Source organism: Vibrio coralliilyticus ATCC BAA-450, from assembly GCF_000176135.1.
In the GTDB taxonomy this organism is placed as follows: Bacteria; Pseudomonadota; Gammaproteobacteria; order Enterobacterales; family Vibrionaceae; genus Vibrio; species Vibrio coralliilyticus.
Map to the genome: position 1 here is coordinate 329738 of NZ_ACZN01000016.1, position 18564 is coordinate 348301.

17 protein-coding genes are annotated in these 18564 nt (G+C 45.6%); 9 read left to right on the top strand and 8 right to left on the bottom strand.

Annotated elements, in window-relative coordinates:
* Nucleotides 1–92: 92 nt before the first annotated feature.
* The 3 genes from VIC_RS12685 to VIC_RS12695 all read left to right on the top strand — a co-directional run bounded on the left by VIC_RS12685 (nt 93) and on the right by VIC_RS12695 (nt 5445).
* Nucleotides 93–1190: a YdcF family protein gene (locus tag VIC_RS12685; RefSeq protein ID WP_006960284.1), complete on the top strand. Its 1098-nt coding sequence runs from the start codon at nt 93–95 to the stop codon at nt 1188–1190.
* Nucleotides 1191–1669: 479 nt separating this feature from the next.
* Complete coding sequence (locus tag VIC_RS12690) at nt 1670–4288, top strand: cellulose-binding domain-containing protein (RefSeq protein WP_039951895.1); 2619 nt, start codon at nt 1670–1672, stop codon at nt 4286–4288.
* Nucleotides 4289–4575: 287 nt separating this feature from the next.
* Nucleotides 4576–5445, top strand: coding sequence for an aspartoacylase (locus VIC_RS12695; RefSeq protein ID WP_006960288.1), 870 nt, complete (start codon nt 4576–4578; stop codon nt 5443–5445).
* Nucleotides 5446–5496: 51 nt separating this feature from the next.
* Here the strand turns inward: VIC_RS12695 and VIC_RS12700 are convergent, their stop codons facing one another.
* The 4 genes from VIC_RS12700 to VIC_RS12715 are packed head-to-tail and all read right to left on the bottom strand — an operon-like array spanning nt 5497 to nt 8909.
* A complete protein-coding gene (locus VIC_RS12700) occupies nt 5497–6495 on the bottom strand; it encodes a CobW family GTP-binding protein (protein WP_006960290.1) in 999 nt (332 codons plus the stop codon).
* The gene (locus VIC_RS12705) at nt 6485–7045 is read right to left on the bottom strand and encodes an LbetaH domain-containing protein (protein WP_031342569.1); all 561 of its coding nucleotides are present in this window, start codon (nt 7043–7045) and stop codon (nt 6485–6487) included. The genes VIC_RS12700 and VIC_RS12705 overlap by 11 nt, the downstream gene beginning before the upstream one ends.
* Nucleotides 7046–7074: 29 nt before the next feature.
* Complete coding sequence (locus tag VIC_RS12710; RefSeq protein ID WP_006960294.1) at nt 7075–8409, bottom strand: dihydroorotase; 1335 nt, start codon at nt 8407–8409, stop codon at nt 7075–7077.
* Nucleotides 8410–8447: 38 nt separating this feature from the next.
* Nucleotides 8448–8909 (bottom strand): Fur family transcriptional regulator, encoded by a 462-nt coding sequence (locus tag VIC_RS12715; protein ID WP_006960296.1) that lies wholly within the window; start codon nt 8907–8909, stop codon nt 8448–8450.
* Nucleotides 8910–9157: 248 nt separating this feature from the next.
* Between VIC_RS12715 and VIC_RS12720 the strand changes: the two genes are divergently transcribed.
* From VIC_RS12720 to VIC_RS12740, 5 genes are all read left to right on the top strand, one after another.
* Nucleotides 9158–9574, top strand: a complete 417-nt coding sequence (locus VIC_RS12720; protein WP_006960298.1) for a RidA family protein — start codon at nt 9158–9160, stop codon at nt 9572–9574.
* Nucleotides 9575–9654: 80 nt separating this feature from the next.
* Complete coding sequence (locus VIC_RS12725) at nt 9655–10539, top strand: DMT family transporter (RefSeq protein ID WP_006960300.1); 885 nt, start codon at nt 9655–9657, stop codon at nt 10537–10539.
* 265 nt (nt 10540–10804) lie between these two features.
* Nucleotides 10805–12457, top strand: a complete 1653-nt coding sequence (locus tag VIC_RS12730; RefSeq protein WP_006960301.1) for a phosphoethanolamine transferase — start codon at nt 10805–10807, stop codon at nt 12455–12457.
* A complete protein-coding gene (locus VIC_RS12735; RefSeq protein WP_006960303.1) occupies nt 12436–13317 on the top strand; it encodes a hypothetical protein in 882 nt (293 codons plus the stop codon). The genes VIC_RS12730 and VIC_RS12735 overlap by 22 nt, the downstream gene beginning before the upstream one ends.
* 218 nt (nt 13318–13535) lie before the next feature.
* Nucleotides 13536–14438, top strand: coding sequence for a homocysteine S-methyltransferase family protein (locus VIC_RS12740; protein ID WP_006960306.1), 903 nt, complete (start codon nt 13536–13538; stop codon nt 14436–14438).
* A gap of 108 nt (nt 14439–14546) precedes the next feature.
* On the opposite strand, the gene VIC_RS12745 is transcribed toward VIC_RS12740, so the two are convergent.
* The 4 genes from VIC_RS12745 to VIC_RS12760 all read right to left on the bottom strand — a co-directional run bounded on the left by VIC_RS12745 (nt 14547) and on the right by VIC_RS12760 (nt 17585).
* Nucleotides 14547–15293, bottom strand: a complete 747-nt coding sequence (locus VIC_RS12745) for a ThiF family adenylyltransferase (RefSeq protein WP_006960308.1) — start codon at nt 15291–15293, stop codon at nt 14547–14549.
* A gap of 2 nt (nt 15294–15295) precedes the next feature.
* Nucleotides 15296–16090 (bottom strand): hypothetical protein, encoded by a 795-nt coding sequence (locus VIC_RS12750; RefSeq protein ID WP_039951900.1) that lies wholly within the window; start codon nt 16088–16090, stop codon nt 15296–15298.
* A gap of 556 nt (nt 16091–16646) precedes the next feature.
* On the bottom strand, nt 16647–17060 hold the full coding sequence (gene arfB / locus VIC_RS12755; protein ID WP_006960314.1) for an alternative ribosome rescue aminoacyl-tRNA hydrolase ArfB: 414 nt from the start codon (nt 17058–17060) through the stop codon (nt 16647–16649).
* A gap of 96 nt (nt 17061–17156) precedes the next feature.
* Nucleotides 17157–17585 carry a PACE efflux transporter gene (locus tag VIC_RS12760; protein ID WP_006960316.1) on the bottom strand — a complete coding sequence of 143 codons (429 nt, stop codon included), beginning with the start codon at nt 17583–17585 and terminating at the stop codon, nt 17157–17159.
* 91 nt (nt 17586–17676) lie between these two features.
* Between VIC_RS12760 and VIC_RS12765 the strand changes: the two genes are divergently transcribed.
* On the top strand, nt 17677–18558 hold the full coding sequence (locus tag VIC_RS12765) for a LysR family transcriptional regulator (protein WP_039951903.1): 882 nt from the start codon (nt 17677–17679) through the stop codon (nt 18556–18558).
* Nucleotides 18559–18564: the final 6 nt, after the last annotated feature.

Genomic DNA, 18564 nt, shown 5'->3' on the forward strand with positions numbered 1-18564 from the left:
GCGTATTGGTTCACGGTTTTGCTGGTGAGTAAATTTACACTGCGAAAAAATTAATCGACACAGTTCGAACATAACAACATCAGGACCTCTACATGAAAAAGAACATCATTGCCCTTGCTCTTGGTGGCGCACTAGCGCTTACTGCTGCGCCTTACTCTTTGGCTGCGAATGACGCGACGGTTCAAGCGTCAACGGACTACGCGCAGCTTGTAACGAAACGCCAAGTGGTGGATCAATTGTTGGCAGATGCAGTCACTGCATTTAAGTCACCAGCACGTATCTCGCACGCTGGTTTTACGGCAAAAATGCCAAGCAATATGGAAATCGTCACGAATCGACTTCTGGAAGCTTACGAACTAGAGCCTTACCGTACCGACTTACTGATTTCGGCGGCAAATGCGCAGATCTACAACAAGAACGCTGATCGTGCGATTGAGTTGTTCGAGCAAGCATTGACGGTCGCACCTGATGATGTGGATTTGCATGCGTATCTTGCAGTTTGGCAACGCTTCAAAGGCAATGATGCTGAATCAAACAAGCATATGGAAAAGCTGAGCACGTTAAATGCAGGTAAAGCGGCTGACATTACTCGTCTCTTTGAAACCGTCGATCGCGTCTTGGCGACACCGCTGAAAGACTCGGCGGACAAAGGCAAGCTGGATGACAAAGGGGCAATTGTGACGTTGGGCTACGCACTAAATCCAGATGGCTCGATGCATGAAATATTGATTCAACGCCTAGAAACAACGTTAGCGATGGCGAAAGCCAACCCTGACGCTTTGATTGTACTGACAGGGGGCGTGCCTAAGAACCATAAAACGGAAGGCAAACTCATGGCAGATTGGTTGATCTCTAAAGGTGTCAGTAAAGATCGCATCATTGAAGAAAACTATGCGACCAGCACCGTCGGTAATGCGTTGTTCAGCAGTTACGCTTTGGCTCGTCACGGCATCAAACACGCCACTATTATCAGCTCGGCGAGCCACGTACGACGCGGGCAGACTCTGTTTGAAGTGGCAAGCTGGCAAACAGGCCCGCAAGGTATCACGTTTGACACGGTAGGCTACCCAGACAAACCGCTAAAAGAGCTGGCAAAGGCTAGCGACAGCGAGCTGCTGGGTATTTACCGAGATGCTCTACGAACTTACGGTATGTGGAGTTACCGTTCTTATCCACTTGAATCACGCTAAGTCACCTTATTTAAAACACCAAGGCTACATCAGTAGCCTTGGATAGCTGTGAGCCATTCATGCAGATCCAAGGCTTGCCTGCGATTACTGGACCATAATGATCCGCTAATAGATTTATCCGCTCATCATAATCAGACAAACAGAGATACTGACATAAATTCAATATATTGAGTTGCTTACATTTCAAAATACACCCTCTTTTGTAACTAAACTTTACCTACCCCTTACCCCAAATTTCATTCTGTAAATAGCTACTTTAACGCGTACATAAGTTATTTTAACTCGATAACTAACTAGGCATGAAATAGCTAAATCGACGTGATATTAGCCGCATAACGACACGAATACAGCGTATTGACCAGATAATTAGGTTGGAAAGTGCTAGCTTATTTTTAGATCATTATTTATCTGATTAGTGAATCTAAAAACCTTATTCAAGCGTGAAGTAAACAATATAAAATTAACTTAAAGGTAAACTTATGTTTAGGATGAACAAGATAGCGACTACGTTGGCGTGTATTGTTTTAAGCGGCAGTTTATATGCGGCGGAACCTTATGACTCAACCAAGGCCTACTCCGGTGGCTCACAAGTCACAATTGATGGGAAGACATATGAAGCCAAGTGGTGGGCTAACGCTGGTCAAAGCCCAACGGATGAGTATCCAAATGAATGGGACTCGCCGTGGAAATTGATCAGTGATACAACGCCGGACCCAGACCCGACGCCGGACCCAGACCCGACACCGGACCCAGACCCGACACCGGACCCAGATCCGACACCGGACCCAGATCCGACGCCAGACCCAGATCCTGCCCCCGGACCAGTTGATGACTTATGTGTTGAATTCAATGTGTATCCGAACTGGACGCGTGGAGATCATGCGAATGGTGGGGACATCATGGTGAACGACAATGTCGCTTATAAAGCGAATTGGTGGACTGCTTCTGTTCCTGGTAGCGATGATAGTTGGGGACATCACCTGAATTGTGATAGTACACCTCCGGGTACGGCACCGTTACTGTCACTACCAAATCCAATGGACCCTGTGCGTCTTGAAGTGAGCGGGTGGCCAAGCAATTTTGTCGTGACTAGCCCTGCGACATTGAATGCACCTGCGACGCTAGTGATCGATACTATCGGTAGCTCGGATCTCTCTGATACAACGAAGTTAACTAATGCGTTTGTATCTCTTATTCAAGCAGTAGAAGTTGCGGGTTCAACATCGGTCATTATCAATAGTGATGTACTGGATGCTGCGACTGCAGACAAAGGCCAAGCATTAGGTGCCATCGCGGTTAAGCAAGCGCTTACTGCTGCTGTTGATGCGACAGGTAGCCAAATTGATATCAATGATATCAATGCGCTAAGTGACGATGCACAAGGTTGGGCTCAGGCGTACAATCTAGTTATCTCAACACTTGCGCCTCAAGCCACGTTCGGTTGGACATTAAGTATCGGTGATTTTGCTTACGATACTCACTCTGGTCGCAGAGCGGTTTGGAATGCAGCGTCAGGCGCAACGTCTGATTTATTGTCTAGCTTTGAACTGTATAAAGCAGAGTCGTTGACCAAAGCAGACTTTGTTGCTTTCACTAAATCAAGCACATCGCCAGCTCTAACTGATGAGCAATGGCATTACGCTTTGGAATACGTCAAACAAGTAACTGATTATCTCCAAACGCCAGCACTGCTGTCTTCTCTTCCTACCACGCAAACCGCGTCTTACTTCTTGGGGAATACGAATGGTGACCGCCATATTCGTAAGGCCGCACACAGCAATATCTTCGCCATTTCGTTTGATACTGATACGGCGGATTTGAGCGATAAAATTGCTCGCTACCAAAGCGCCACTGTGCCGCTTTATTATGCTGGAGAAAGTGTCACGAATGGGCCGTTAACTCGCATTGATTCATTGAACAATGAGTTAGCCAGTGCAGAAACAGCAATGAACAACCAAGCATTCCTGTTTGAAACACCTCAATCACAGTGGATTCCTTCAACGGTGTACAAGTGGGCTGATTTCTTAGCGGGCCTTAACTCTATGCACAACGTTGGTGTAGCAGGGAATACCTTCTGGCTATTGGATGACGTGGCAGATGATGCAACGAATACCATTTATGCCAAAGTCGCCATTGCTGCATTCTTGTCACAGAGTATGCAAGAGACGATTCGCTACAATGCTTGTGATGAAAACAACTGGTCTGAAGTGAGATACGGTGCGCCTGTTAACTACCCTATGACTGCAAGCTGTGGTCAGCTAGGTCAGAAGTATGCTGACTATGGTATGGATCCGGTGACGGGTCAGGATCACCCATACTCTTGTCCTCGTGATCCGAAGATGGAAGTGAGCGCACTAACCAATGCCAAGTGGTATGGTGCACCTGCCCCTATCTTCGCAGCTCCGGACTCGGTGTTGGAAGAGCAAGGACTGTTAGTGAACGGTAATGTTGGGCGCTGGACGAACAGCGGTCACTGTAATGAAGTGCCAACTGTTGTCGATACGTCGAAACAGGTATGGGAGCGTGATGAATGTAAAGTCTACGCTGATCAAAAAGCAGGCTCGTTTATTTGGGACGGCACTGATACTAACGGTACTGTCCAAGGATGTGGTTGGTGGGGCCGTGGTGTTATTCAAACCACTGGCCGTCAGAACTTCGGTACATTGAACCACTTCATGGGCCGTTCGCACGTAGACCCTGATACCGTCGGTACAACAGTGAATGGGGTTACGGTAGAAGCACCACCTGCTAACCCACTTTATGCTGACCTTGATTTCTGTTCTAACCCTGGGCTGATTTGTAGCTCGGAAGAGAATAGAGAGATCAAGTGGATTGCGGGCTTGTTCTATTGGGTAACCTCGGTACAGGCTTACAACGATGAAGGTGGTCCATACGCACACTGGAACTATCACACTGAGTTGAAGAAGTATGTAGACGGTGGCTTGCAAGGTACTGAGTTTATTGATGCAGTATCCGGTATCGTCAACCGAGGTTGTCCGGATCACACTTGTCCGGTGAGTGGTGAAGTTCACGCGATTAAAGAGCGACAAGATAACTTCAAGCTTGTTCTACAAACTCTTGGTCTTAACCCTCAGTAAAGGTGCTTGGGGGTAACCCTTAGCTGATACCTTCACAACAAATGGCTCCCAATGAAAGGGAGCCATTTTTATACCCATCTCTAGCTTCTACCCACTGATTTTATATTGCTACTGGTATTACTTCTTCGCCTATCTAGTATTGGTTAACCCTATGGGGGGACTGTTGCTGGGTGCCCCGGTTTTACATCAAGAATACGTTTCTCTCATTCTCATCGAGTCGCGAATATTAAATTGTTATGTTATAACATTGTATTTATTGCATTGTATTGAACTTAGGACGTCAATTTATGCCGAAAATAAACCAAGTGCTTCTCGTGGCAGGCACTCATGGTAATGAGCTAACAGGCCTTTATCTCCATAAGCTGATCAGAGATGGACATTACCCTGCCGACCGATCAACGTTTGAGGTTAAAAATGTAATAGGTAACCCTGAGGCGGTAGAGCGTCGTGTTCGTTTCGTTGAAAGTGATTTAAACCGTGAGTTTTCAACAAAGGCATTATCGGGAGCTTCAGAGTCAAAGGAGTCTGAACTTGCCTCAAAATTTTCAGAACGATTTGGAGATTCGCAAAACCAACTGATTATTGATTTACACAACACGACCAGCAACATGGGTGCAACGCTGATCCTGCTGTCAGATGATCCTTTTTACAATCAAATGGGGTCATACGTGAAGCACCGCATGCCGAGTGCCAATATACTATTTGAAGATCGTAAACCATGGCATGAGCAGCCCTACTTATGTTCGGTTGGACAGTATGGTGTGATGTTAGAAGTCGGTGCGCAAGCACACGGTGCTTTGACTTATGAAACATTGGAACTGATGAAAAACTTGCTTACCGCAGTGCTAGACTTTATTGAACTACATAACTTAGGCAAAGCTATTCACGGTACCGAGTATGATGCGTTTCGTTATTTAGAAGACGTCGCATTTCCGCTGGATAATGATGGCATGCGTATCGCGACAGTTCATCCGACAATTTGTGGGAAAGACTTTGAAGTTGTTAAGTCCGGAGAGCCAATCCTTGCCACTTTCAATGGATATGACGTGCATTGGCAGGGGAGCAATGAAGTGTATCCTCATTTCATCAATGAAAGTGCGTATTGTGCCAGTAATATCGCCATGGCACTGGCCGAAAAGATACGTGTAAAAATATAAAGTGGATATGTAAAGGGTAGGCGTACTGTCTACCCTCTAAGACTTCGTTGTTTAGGCAATCACGCAAGCCAGCAGCTGAGCTTCAATCTCGTCATCAAGGTTGTCCGAGATAAACTCTACGCGGCTTTCAAAACCATCATCCAGAATCACTTCGGTCAATCCGTCTGACGTCATGTTGTAGCCTAAAACTCCCATATCGGTTATGAATACAGCCTTCATACGTTCAACGTTCAGCTCAACTAGCATTAATGCCAGTTTCTGTCGGCTGAAAACTTTGTCTGGTGAGAAGCGCCAGCCAATGCTTCGAAAACCTTCACCTTCGTTTACTGCTTTGATGATGCCACTCTCTGGCATAGGTAGGTCAGCGGCCAGAGGTTTTGATTGGCCATGGTGGTGATGGTGACCGCCTTGTTCGTTAGCTAAAGTAGGCCCCTCAAATTCATCAAAAGGAATATTGCCAAATTCGGCGAAAATCACTCGTTTGTCCGAGCCACCCAGCTTTGTCACATAAGCGTCTAACTGCCGTTTCTCATCACCTTGATATAAATCGACTTTGCTGCCAACTATGGTGTCTGAAATCGCAATCTGTTGGTTGAATGTATCATGAAGCGTGTAACGCTCATCAGACAGCTGCCGTGCATCAACCAGCGTGAGTGTTTTTTGTAAAGACAGTACTTCTTGATAATGTTTAGAAGAGAGCACTTGCAATACTTCTTTAGGGTGCCCGAGGCCAGTCGGTTCAATGAGAAGACGGTCAGGCTTGGCTTCGGTAAGTAATTGGTTAAGAGCAATTTGCATGGGTAGCCCAGCTGCGCAGCACATGCACCCACCTGGAACTTCACGAATAAATACTTGCTCTGTTCGATTATGTTGGCCTTGAAACAAGCTTCCATCGACACCTATTTCACCGAACTCGTTAACCAGAATAGCCCAGCGTTCGTCAGCCGGTTTGTGCTGCATTAACTTGAGGATTGCGGATGTTTTTCCTGCACCTAGAAAGCCAGTAATAATATTTGTCGGAACCGCTTTGATTGGTTGTTCAGAGCTCATTTGCCATTCTCCTATACCCTTTCACAAGGGTGTGGTTGGCAGAGACAACGGACTCTGAAAATGCTGAATACTCAGGCGGGACTTTAGAAATGCTACTTAAATCAAAGCCTGCGCCAATATTGGTCATTGGTGGTACATGAAATTGCTCAGGCAAATCTAAACCATCAACAACACAGTTGTGGCGAATGACACAGCCTTTTCCTATCGTTGCGTTAAAAACGACCGAGTTGAAACCGATGAACACGTCATCGCAAACCTCACATGGGCCGTGGATGATAGAGCGGTGAGCGATAGAAGAGCGCTCGCCAATGGTCACTGCTGCGCCTGCTTTGGAGTGGATAACCACGCCGTCTTGGATATTGGTATCCTGTTTGATGACAATAGGATCCATCTCTCCTTGCGCATTGACTTCATCAGCTCGTATCACCGCGTAGGGACCAATAAATACATTGTCTTCGATAATCACTTTGCCACAGATGATGGCGGTTGGGTCAATGAATGCCGTTTCGGAGACGACAGGCATATGCCCGTTTGGGTTTCTTCTTAACATTTTAATATCTCAGTGGATAGGAACTGCTTCTAACGTGTGAAGGACAGGGCATTGGCGATTGATGGCTCAAAAGTCACTTGTTTCCCGTCGAATACCTTGTTGCCGTTCACCCAAGTGCTTTGGATCTTCGACGAAAAGGTGTGACCTGCGAATGGACTCCAGCTGCAGTGATACAGGCTGTTGTCATGAGTGACGCTGGTGGAATTGTCTCTGTCGACCAGCACCAGATCGGCGTAGTAACCTTCGCGAATAAATCCTCGGTCTTTAATCGCGTATCTGAGTGCTGGATTGTGCGATACTTTCTCGACCACCTGAGTCAAGCTCAGCCTTCCTTTGTCGACGTGATCGAGTAAGCTCAGTAGGGCATGTTGGACCAATGGCATACCAGCGGGAGCCTGTTCATATGGCACCTGTTTTTCTGACAAGGTATGCGGTGCATGGTCGGTAGCGATGATATCAATCTGATTGGTGTGCAAGGCTTGGATCAAGGCATCTCGGTCGCTGGCGTACTTAATCGCTGGATTGCATTTAATCAGGTTGCCTCGCTCAGCGTAGTCCTGATTGCTGAACCACAAATGATGTACACACGCCTCGGCTGTGATGTGTTTTTGTTGAATGGGCCCCGGTTCAAATAGCGAAAGCTCTTTTTCCGTAGTGATGTGAAGAACGTGCAGCTGCGTGCGGTACTTTTTAGCTAATGAAACGGCGTATGATGAAGACGCAAAGCACGCGGCATCATCACGGAGTACTGGATGGTCTTCAATCGAGAATACCGAACGAGATTGTCGCAACTTGTCGCTGTTTTGGGCGATGATAGGGCTACTTTCACAGTGTGTTACTACCAACGTGGGCGATTCCGCAAAGATTCGTTCTAATGCTTGCGGGTGTTCGACTAACAAGTCACCCGTTGAAGCGCCCATAAACACTTTTACGCCACAGTGCTTTGTTGGATCCAGCTGTTGTATTTGAGTTAGGTTATCCTCGGTAGCGCCAAGGTAAAACGCGTAGTTGGCGCAGGAGTGCTGGGCTGCAATCGCGTATTTCTGTTCGAGCGCTTCAATGGTGGTCGTGGAAGGGTTGACGTTTGGCATCTCCATGTAACTGGTAATACCGCCGGCTACTGCCGCTCGTGACTCTGAAGCGATGGAGCCCTTGTGTGTCAGGCCAGGTTCACGAAAATGCACCTGATCATCGATCATTCCGGGCAGTAGGAAACCTCCTTTGGCATCGACAATTTCGTCACCCGAGGTGGCGACAATATCTGCCTCTATTCTCTCTATTCTTTGACCGACAATACGCACATCCATTTGACTCACGATACCGTCGCTGACGATGTGTGCATTCTTAATTAGTATTGAGGTCATAATGTTGGACCGGCTCCTTTTGGCTGAGTTACTGAGTGTTAATCGGAATTCTGGCTGCATTCACTGCACAGGCAATCGATCTCTAGTTGTGGTGTCAACACCTTAAACCCGACTTGCTTGGCATCTGACTCTAGGTTGGTAATAAGGGATGGGTCTAAAGTTTGTTCCTGAGTCTTATTACATTGGCGGCAAATCAAGAACTGGGGGACGCCATGTTCGTGCTCGTGATGGATATGAGCACAGGCGACGTATTTGCTTGAGGCGTTGAGCTTATGTGCCAAGTGCTCTTCTTCCAAAAACTCCAGGATTCGGTAAGCAGACATGGCTTGAACCGTTTGGCCAAAGTGAGTTTTTGCGTAATCAATCAACTCATAAACAGACAGGGCTTTATCAGCATGAAGGAGCGCTGTGAGTACTTGCTTACGTTTTGAAGTGAGCCGCTTTCCATTTGCCCGGCAGCGCTTCTCTGCCTGTTCAATCATTGTCTCGATTGTGTCCATAACATTCACCCAAACCGTGTATTTTCTGATGTTCCATTATTATTGTTTTCTTATGTTATAACATAACATTTTTGCTCGCAATAAAGCCTTTCGACATACTTAGCGAACCAGAAATACGTGTCTGTGGGTTTTATTTGTTATCCCGCTTTTGGCTATATCTGCGGGACTAAAAAATGCTATTGACCTCAAGCTAGGTTGAGCTTTTATAGTGCCTGGGATTTGAACGTACAATGGCTAGAAGGTAAAAAATGTCCAATAAAACAATTACTTTTCATAATCCCTCAGATTTATTCAATCCAACACCGTATGGCTTTTGTCACACAGTAACGGCTCCCTCTAACGGGCAGCTTGTTTATATCTCAGGCCAAAGTGGTGGAGAAGGCGTCGAGCACCGTTTAAGTGAAGATTTTCGCCAGCAAGTGCGGAGTGTGTTAACCAACTTAGATATTGCTCTGACTGCCCATGCAATCAGCTTCGGCGATGTATTAAAAATTACCGTGTTAATCGTCGATCACGATGAAAGCAAACTGAAAGTCTGGAGTGATGAGATGCTCACGCGTTGGCCTTCTGATCGCTTACCTGCCAGTACGTTGATCCCAGTACCTAGGTTGGCGCTTGATGGGATGAAAATAGAAGTGGATGCGGTTGCTTTTAAAGCGATGTAATCGATGTGCCCACCGAACTTACTCCAACAACGACAACATACACATCTAGTGAAAAATGATGCACTTTAGGTAATCACGTCATGTTTAAAAACTATTTAACTCTGCTTGCGATCGGGCTCATCTGGGGCTCTCAGTTTGTTTTCCAGAAATATTCGCTGATGGGATTTGACCCAGTATGGATAGGCACATTCCGCGCTATTCTCGGTGCACTAACATTAACTCTGATATGCAAAATGATCGGCATAACCAGTGTGAGCAGGCAATGGGGGCTGTTTGCACTAATTGGCCTTTTGGAGGCGGCAATTCCGTTTGTTTTGGTACCTTGGGCACAACAGGAGTTATCAAGCTCGATTACGGCGATATTGATGGGAACATTGCCTTTCTACGCATTGTTGCTTGCGCCTGTATTTATTAAAGGTGCGAGAATCAGTATAGGTAGTGCGATTAGCGTTATCGTAGGATTCGGCGGGCTGCTGGTGTTATTTTATCCTGAGCTTGTCACTGAGACAGGGCGTATCGACCTTGTTAGCTCGATAGCGATTGTGTTCTCTGCTATCTGTTTTGCTATTGCGTTGCTGTTACTTAATCGCGTCAAAGGCGAGCACCCACTTATTGTGGCGCGTAATGTTCTATGTATGGCCAGTGTTCAGCTGACTGTGATTGCTTTGATGACGGCACCGCTCAATCAGTCGCACCCGAATACGTCATCAGTTATGTCTTTGCTTTACCTAGGTGTGATATGTGCTGGCGTTGTGTATTACCTCTATATGATGAGTATTAAAAATGCGGGCGCGGTTTTCACTTCGATGACCAATTATTTGGTTCCCGCCGTCGGCGTATTGATTGGTGTTTTCCTCACCGATGAGTCTGTCCAAGGCAATACTGGGCTAGCGTTAGCCATTATTTTGTCAGCCTTATTTATTAATCAGATGTTCGAAGGCAAACACAGTAAGAACGAGCGATAGTCTCACGTTGTTGCCACGGCTAGTTGAGCCGTGGCATCTAATTTCTGCAAGAAACACTATTGGTTAAGCAGGGAGCTCAATATCTAAGTTTTCGACAGTGTTTTTTGATATGAGAATCAAAAAGCGATGATTATCTCAATATGGGTTTGAGATTAACCCAACAACCCTGTTTGTCACTTAATACATTGTAGTTTAAAGATTTTATAGTTGGCATGTTCTCTGCTGTATCGATTGAATGCGCAAGTCGTTATTGAGGAGAATGCCTATGAAGGCGATGAATAAAACTGCTGTCGTGTACTGCGTAGTTGGTTTACTTCCTTTTCTCGTTCCGCTCGTTTTTACCATGCAGTTAAGCAGTATATTCACTTACTACTTCGCGCTGATGAGCGTGCTGCTACTGTTATTTATCATGACGTTTAAAGGCTGGTTGGGTAAGGCGATCAAACTTCTGTTCGCTCTATCGTGCTTGTTCAGCATCGTATCTTTGGTTCTGACGGGAGGCCTTGTTTCTACGGGAGCGTTCCACTCAATACTGCTGACACATAGCGAAGAAGTTATCGGTTATTTTGAACTCGTTAACTGGAGCATCATGGTTCCGGTCTTTCTATCCACCGCCATAGGGCTGTATTGTTTCTGGAAAGCCTACTTGCCTATTCAGGGATGGCGCCGAATGACGTTATTGTTGAGTGTTTTGGTTGTGGCTACCGCTTTACCTGTTTTTAAATGGAACTTTGACCCTGAAGCCAAACAGCAGATAGCTGAAGATTACGTCCATACTTTGTACCTTTATCAGGACACGCCCGCATACAATATTTTCAGAGTTGCTGCCTTGGCTTTTTATGAGCGTTATCAGAGCCACTTGAGCTACGGACAAGATTTGCCAGAGCATGTGTTGCCTGATTTTTCTCTCGCTATTCCTACTAATATCGTCATTGTTATTGGAGAGTCTTCACGAAGAGCATCCTATTCTCTCTACGGTAGTCAGATAAATTCGAGCCCAAAGCTGAAGGCTCGCTATATCGAAGACAGTAACCTTGTCACCGTGGTCGATGGCGTTTTTGCTCCTGCCCCCAACACTCGAGAATCCGTCCCTCGTTCGTTCTCATTTATTTCGGCGAATCAAATGTTGTACCAAGGGTTGCCTTATGTGAACTTAATTGATGTTGCCCGGATGATGGGATACCAAACTACCTGGGTTACCACCCAAGCGCTCTACACTCGCTGGGACTCGTTCACCGCTAAAGTAGCGACTTCCTCAGATAATGTTATCCATACTGGTGAGCCAGGACAGCTTTGGCGAGATATTGATGCAGCCAAAGCGGTGGTAAAGCAGCTAAACAAAGATGATGGGCATCAGTTTGTTGTGCTGCATTTATCTGGCGAGCATGCTGACTACTCAGTGAGAAATGGTGAAGCATTGCCCCAAGCCCACTTTGATGCCATCAAGCAGCAACTCACGCTTGCTTCTGATGTTTCACCCATTGAAATCGCTTACTTGAGCTCTGTTCATTTCACAGACTCGATTCTGGATGCACTGATTTCTGGGCTGTTTAAAGATGAACCCAACAGCTTACTGGTTTACTTTTCCGATCATGGTGAAGTTATTGGGAAAGGGCATGGGCTTCAACCTATTCGGATCGAAGACGAGCTTGCCGTGCCTTACCTTGTCTTTGGTTCGCTAGGGAAAAATATGTCTGAGGTGATTAACTGTTACCGGGATAACCAACATCTGCTGTTTAACAGCGCTTACTTTCCTGAAGTCTTGTTATCAACACTCGGTATGAAAATAGAGCCACCAGAGTCAACCAGTGAGTTCACCTATTACTCTGTGCAGGGTGTGACGAAAACCTTACCTAGTGACTTTTCATTTGAGTTTTATTATCCGGGGCAGCAGCAATGCAGATACAACGCTCATTAATTTATCTTTTAATTTTCACATCTGTTCTTATCTTGCTGACGTTCGATAAGCTGAGGCCGATCAGGGTTTTTGCCGTTTATTCCAGCTGTAAAGTCGTCGAGAAAGTAGGGTTGGTTGCAAGCTGTGATCAATTACCCGTTGTCACTATTTTGGAACAAGGTAAGTTAGATGCTGATTCATACGGCGTTGAAGATCCACTAGCGTTATCTTTGTTCTTTGAACGCTATCGTATTCCTGAGCATGTTTATGCTCACCGAACAAACAGTCCTGAGCGGGCAAAAACGTACGCTAAGTATTATCAGGCATTCGAGTTTGATGCGGTTTGGAATGTGGACCAAGAGGCGCTGGATATTTACCACTATCCTGAACATGCATCAATGGCGTTCTACTTCCATCAGCTTGTGGATATTGTACCGATAAGCAGTCGTTTATGGTTAGATCTGAAAAATCTAACGCCTGAAATTAGCCCAACTATTGTAGGCTATCTGAACCGCTACTTTAATCAGAAGGAAGACAGGCAACGTCTAATTGTAGAATCTAAAAACGCGGCTGCACTCGCTGATTTCCATGCATCAGGGTATAAAACATCCTATTATTTGCCGAGCCCAGAGCTCCTTGCGGGATGTGAGGAACACCGTTCTGTCCAAGAATTGATCGCAAATATTAATCAGTGGAAAACCGATTTTATATCGTTTCCTTACACTCAACAGCAATTTGTAGACTTGTGCGTTTTACCCTATGTAAGAGCGGTTCCGCAGCTCTCTTGGGGAGGTTTGCCGTTCGCGATTCCTGAAGGTGCACTAGAGCGATATCAAGGTTATATCGTCGATCACTCATTACACCTAGAGAAGCTCGAATGAGTCTTGTGTGAAACTGGTCGTCGGCCAAGATAGTGTACTTCAGCTGTGGTTCAATCTCGTACCTTGAAGAAAGAGATCTTCACTTACATTGACGTTATTTTATACTAGAGACATAAACTTGAAGTTTGTTCATGTTAATAATGAGAAACTATCACTTTTGTCTACGCATTAATGTGATTGAATTGCCTTAAGGGTACTTAGCAGTATAGAAGTCCAAAATGAACAAAGTTACGATACTTGACGGCGGTATGGGTCGCGAATTAAAACGCATCGGAGCGCCATTCTCTCAACCTCTCTGGAGTGCTCAAGCTCTGATTGAATCCCCACATTATGTAAAGCAAGCTCATCAAGGTTTTATTGATGCAGGGGCAGAGGTCATCACAGTGAATAGCTATGCTTGTGTTCCTTTTCATCTAGGGGAAGAACTGTATGCGTCCAGAGGCAAAGAGCTGGCAAAAAGTGCAGCTCAAATTGCTCGTGAAGTGGTGGATTGTTCAGGAAAAAATGTGGTGGTTGCGGGCTCGCTTCCTCCTCCTCTGGGCTCATATCGTCCTGACCTCTTTGAGGAAGCTAAGGCCCATGAAATAAGTTCGTTGTTGTTTCAGGCTCAAGACCAGTATGTAGACGTATGGCTGGCGGAAACTGTATCGAGTTTGGCAGAAGCAAAGGTTGTTTTGGACGTTTTCTCGCAGACGGATAGACCTTATTTTGTTGCCTTCACCTTGATGGATGAAGTGAATCAACCAGCTCGTCTTCGATCTGGTGAGTCGGTGTCATCAGCAGTAGAGCTTTTGTTGAGTAGTGAGGCTAAAGGAATATTCTTTAATTGCTCAATTCCAGAGGTTATTGAGCAAGCGATCAAAGCGGTGAATAACGTGGTTGGCCTACTGGAGCGTGAGCTAGCGATTGGTGTGTTTGCAAACAGTTTTACGCCAATAAATACCAGCCATGAGGCGAATAACACTGTGCAGGCGCTGCGTCATTTTTCTCCTCAGGAATATTTAGAGTTCGCAAAAACATGGCATTCGCTCGGCGCTAGTATTATTGGTGGATGTTGTGGCATAGAACCAAGTCATATTGAAGTGCTATCGGCATGGCGAGATGGAATGGAAGAGTCTTAATTACTCCTCAAGACATACATATTTAATGCTCTGGTTAAAAATCCCTCTTCGAAGAGGGATTTTTACTTAATTAGCCAGTTTTGGTCCCGAAATGATCAGAAGAACACCCTACAAAACCGTTGGCGCCATTACATCGACGTATTGGAACTGAGGGAATTTGGCAACGGGGCTACCTTTGGTTATCGCAACGATAGCACCTATAGCCATTGATGCCGAAATTGATGAAGAAATGGCGAGCTGCGAGTCGTATTCCACTTGTTTTGCGTAGTAAGTCTCTGCGCTCTTTACCAAATAGTCGGACATGGCACCGGAGTGAAGCAAGTGCATCAGAATAGCCTGTTTAATCTCGGTGTGATGAGCGACTTGATAGTGCTCCAGCCAACCTGGCGTCGTGTGATCGAGCAATGTCATCCCAGACCCGAAGCCTAAATTGATGGGAAAAATCTCCACTTTCTTATGCTGTTTGCAGATATGGTGTACGAGAGGGAATTCAGGTGCATCAAAGTCTATGGTATTGATGACAAAGTCATGCTCAGGGATATGTGCCATCAAGTCTGACTCGTCCAGAAACTTGTCTATAACATTAATTGATGCTGTCGCATCTATTTTTGTCAGTCGGTCTCCAACTGCTGACGCTTTGTTCTTACCAAGCTCGTGGGAAGTAAAGTTTTGTCGATTAAGGTTGCTTGACTCAATGGTATCGCCATCGGCAATGGTGATATGCCGGATGCCAGTGCGAAGAGCCAGTTCTGCTACGACCCCACCGATTCCACAGCCTACGATCAAAAGTTTGGTAGAGGCTAGTTGCTGCTGTTCCGTAGGCGAGACGAACAACCAGTTACGTGAGTAGTCCATCACTAGGCTCCTTCGGTAGATTGTTCAGTGACAGCTTCTTTGGTTTGATAGGCTGGTCCAGAGCTAACCATTAAAATCAATCGATAGAGACTGATTTGAATCCAGGTTTTGAATGCAACCCAAGTGTTAAATATACCAACTTGCAGAATGTCTTCTCCCTTTTCAGTATCAATCCACGTCATAACAAAGCTGTTTACGTTGTGGCGCTTTGCTCTGGGTAACTGGCGGTAGTCTTTTTCAAACCCCATTTCATCGGTTTCTGAGCTGAGAACAAAACGCTTCGAGTCAAAGGTAACGGATTCCGGATTGTGGAAGTACTTTTTGACATAACCATTTACCAGCGTTTCTGCAACTCGAGCATAGATTTTAGAAGGTGGTTTGATTTGGTTGGACTCCGCGGTAGGCCATCCTTTTACAGTAAAACGGCTGAAATTTTCTATGATCCTGGGCGTTGCAGATATGTTGGTGGTATAGACTCGTCGATATTTTCTGTAAATGACTTTGGCTAAGCCTGCGGTGGCGAGTGCCAAAAGATTCGTCCCATTGTTTTCTGCGATAACAACGAGTCCTGCGTGAACAACGGTTAACTTACCTTCGCGAATAATGGGGCTCACCAAAAATCCAATAGGCACTTGTTGCTCTTTATACAAGATGCCGACAACCATGCTTTGGAATTTGTTACGTATCGCGTCTACATCATCAGCGGCATCTAACAGTCTGTGATCAACTGGTTTCTTGGCGCGTCCATTGATTGAGAGTAACTCATCGTAAATCTTTAAAAGTGCTTCGTCGCTCAAGTACTTTCCTGGATTAAAGTAATGATGTGTAGTTGTTGGTCCAAAGTGATCTATGTAGGTGTGCGTCATAGCAGCTAGCCTCGTTGTAATTATCATTGCTGTTTTTATGTACGACCTCGGCCTTATAAATAGTGATAATTTACTTTGCATAATCATCATAAATATAAATAAAAACAGGAGTTTAATAAAAATTTTGCATATGCTACTGGTTTTATATTTTGGTGAAAGGCAGTAGATCACAAATGATGAATGCAACCAATGTGATATGGAAAATTGAACGGCTTGAAAAGGTGGCTTCACATGAGGAAGTGTGGTGGGAGTTGTTGCGACCTCTCGTTGCACTCTATGCTTCGGTGTTAGCTGAACGAGCAACTCATCACTTAATAAATCGATGAGTTGCTGGCGTAACTATCTTTAATATTTTTAAAGTTAAGGGTTGATGCCTGCTTAACCTTCTGAAGGCAGGTTTCTCCAAACACTAGTTATGTTGGGTAAGTTTGGTTATTTATTTGAGTCTAGTAGGCCGCCCCAATCTTGAAGGGGTATTAAGGATATTTTAGTGGCTCACCTTACCGCGCAAGGATTTAGTTTGTGATTTTATCCCTTTGGCTTTTAGGCGTCTTTCTTTCGAAGCTCTTGTAGGTTTGGTTGCGCGGCGTTTTTTCTGTACAACATTAGCTGAGCGAATCAGTTCGGCGAGCCGATTAAGTGCGTCTTCTTTGTTCTGCTCTTGAGTGCGGTATTGCTGCGCTTTGATGGTGATAACGCCTTCTTTCGAGATTCGTGAATCATTTAAGGCCAGCAAGCGCTCTTTATACACCGCAGGAAGTGTTGAGTGCTTAATATCAAACTGCAGGTGTATCGCAGAAGACACTTTGTTCACATTCTGGCCACCGGCACCTTGAGCGCGGATTGCCGTTAGTTGAATCTCCCATGCCTGAAGCGTGACTGTGTTTGAAATAGTGAGCATTAATGAAGTGGATTTGCGGAGTAATAAGCGAAGTGTAAAGCGAATAGCGGCTAAATACCACGAGCTTTGATAAAACCAAAGCCCGTGAATCTGTGTTTATGCTGAAGTGGCTAGTCGCTGAGCGGTAATACGTTGACGAATAGTGTCGTAAACCCAGTTGAAGCCGATGGAGTAAAGGACGAAAAAAATCACCACGCCAATATCCATGACTAATACTGACCAGAATCCGAGTTGCAATGTCCACATTAGAACTGGGAAAGAGATGATCATCATGCCTAATTCGAATCCGAGCCCGTGCAGAATACGTACTTTGGCGGTTCGCTTACTGCGGTCTGCGCCGAATACTTTGTCGTAACCATAGTTGTAAATGTAGTTCCAACCCATCGCTATCAGCGATAGTGCGATTGCAAGCCCCGCCATTTTGCCCGCGCCGTTTCCAGTGATCAGCGTTGCTAGCGTCGCCATTAAAATCAAGGCAACCAGTTCAAATAGCACCATATGTAGAATGCGTTCTTTATGTGACATTGTTTCTCTCTCACTTATGTACTGATTATTTGCTATAAATAGTATCGATATTTATGATTGTATAAAGATAGTAACTATCACGAATGATGATATGTATAACATTGAGCAACTAAGGATGTTTGTTGAAGCCGTTGAGCAGGGCTCCTTTTCCGCCAGCGCGAGAAAATTGGGCAAAGTGCAGTCAGCGGTGAGTCAGGGAATCAACAATCTAGAGATTGATCTGAATATTCAGCTATTTGATCGTTCGACGCGTAAGCCGACGCTAACCCGTGAAGGGCGTCAATTGTTTAAGCAGGTCAAAGCGATTGTCTTGCAGGTGGAAGAGCTGAACGCCTCTGTGGAATCGATTGAAAACGGCGATGAGGAACTAATTCGCCTTGCCGTGGATGATGCGCTCATGGTGCCGAACTTTCCGAAGATACTTCTCCAGTTTGCTGAGAGATTTCCGGCTACAGAGATTGAACTGATTTCGACCGCCAGTATGGATGTCGTCGAGTCTTTGACTTCACGTCAGGCAGACATTGGCATCATGTTTACTGATTTGGATTTTAGTCAGGACATTCACCCGTGCTTTATTGGGCATTTACCGTTTAAAGCGATCTGCCATCCTGCTCACCCTCTGGCTGAGCTGGATACGGTCACGATCACTGATGCCATCAAATACCGTCAGTTGTTACCGCGTGGTGACCAAGGCGCTACCCTACAGCAATTTCCCGTGCTGGCGTCCAAGGTGTGGTGGTCAAACAGCTTTAGCTCGATCAAGCACACTATTCTGCATGGCAACTTAGGTTGGTCCTATCTGCCTGCTCACATGGTGGATCCTGCTATTGAGTCAGGCGCCTTGGTTGAGTTGCATGTTTCGATTGATCACAAAACTTGGAGCCCACCTGTGGATGTGGCGACCTTGAAAAGTTCAGGTAAGGGGCCGGCACTCTTATGGTTGGAAGAGCAACTCAAGCAACTGCTTGACTGATCCTTA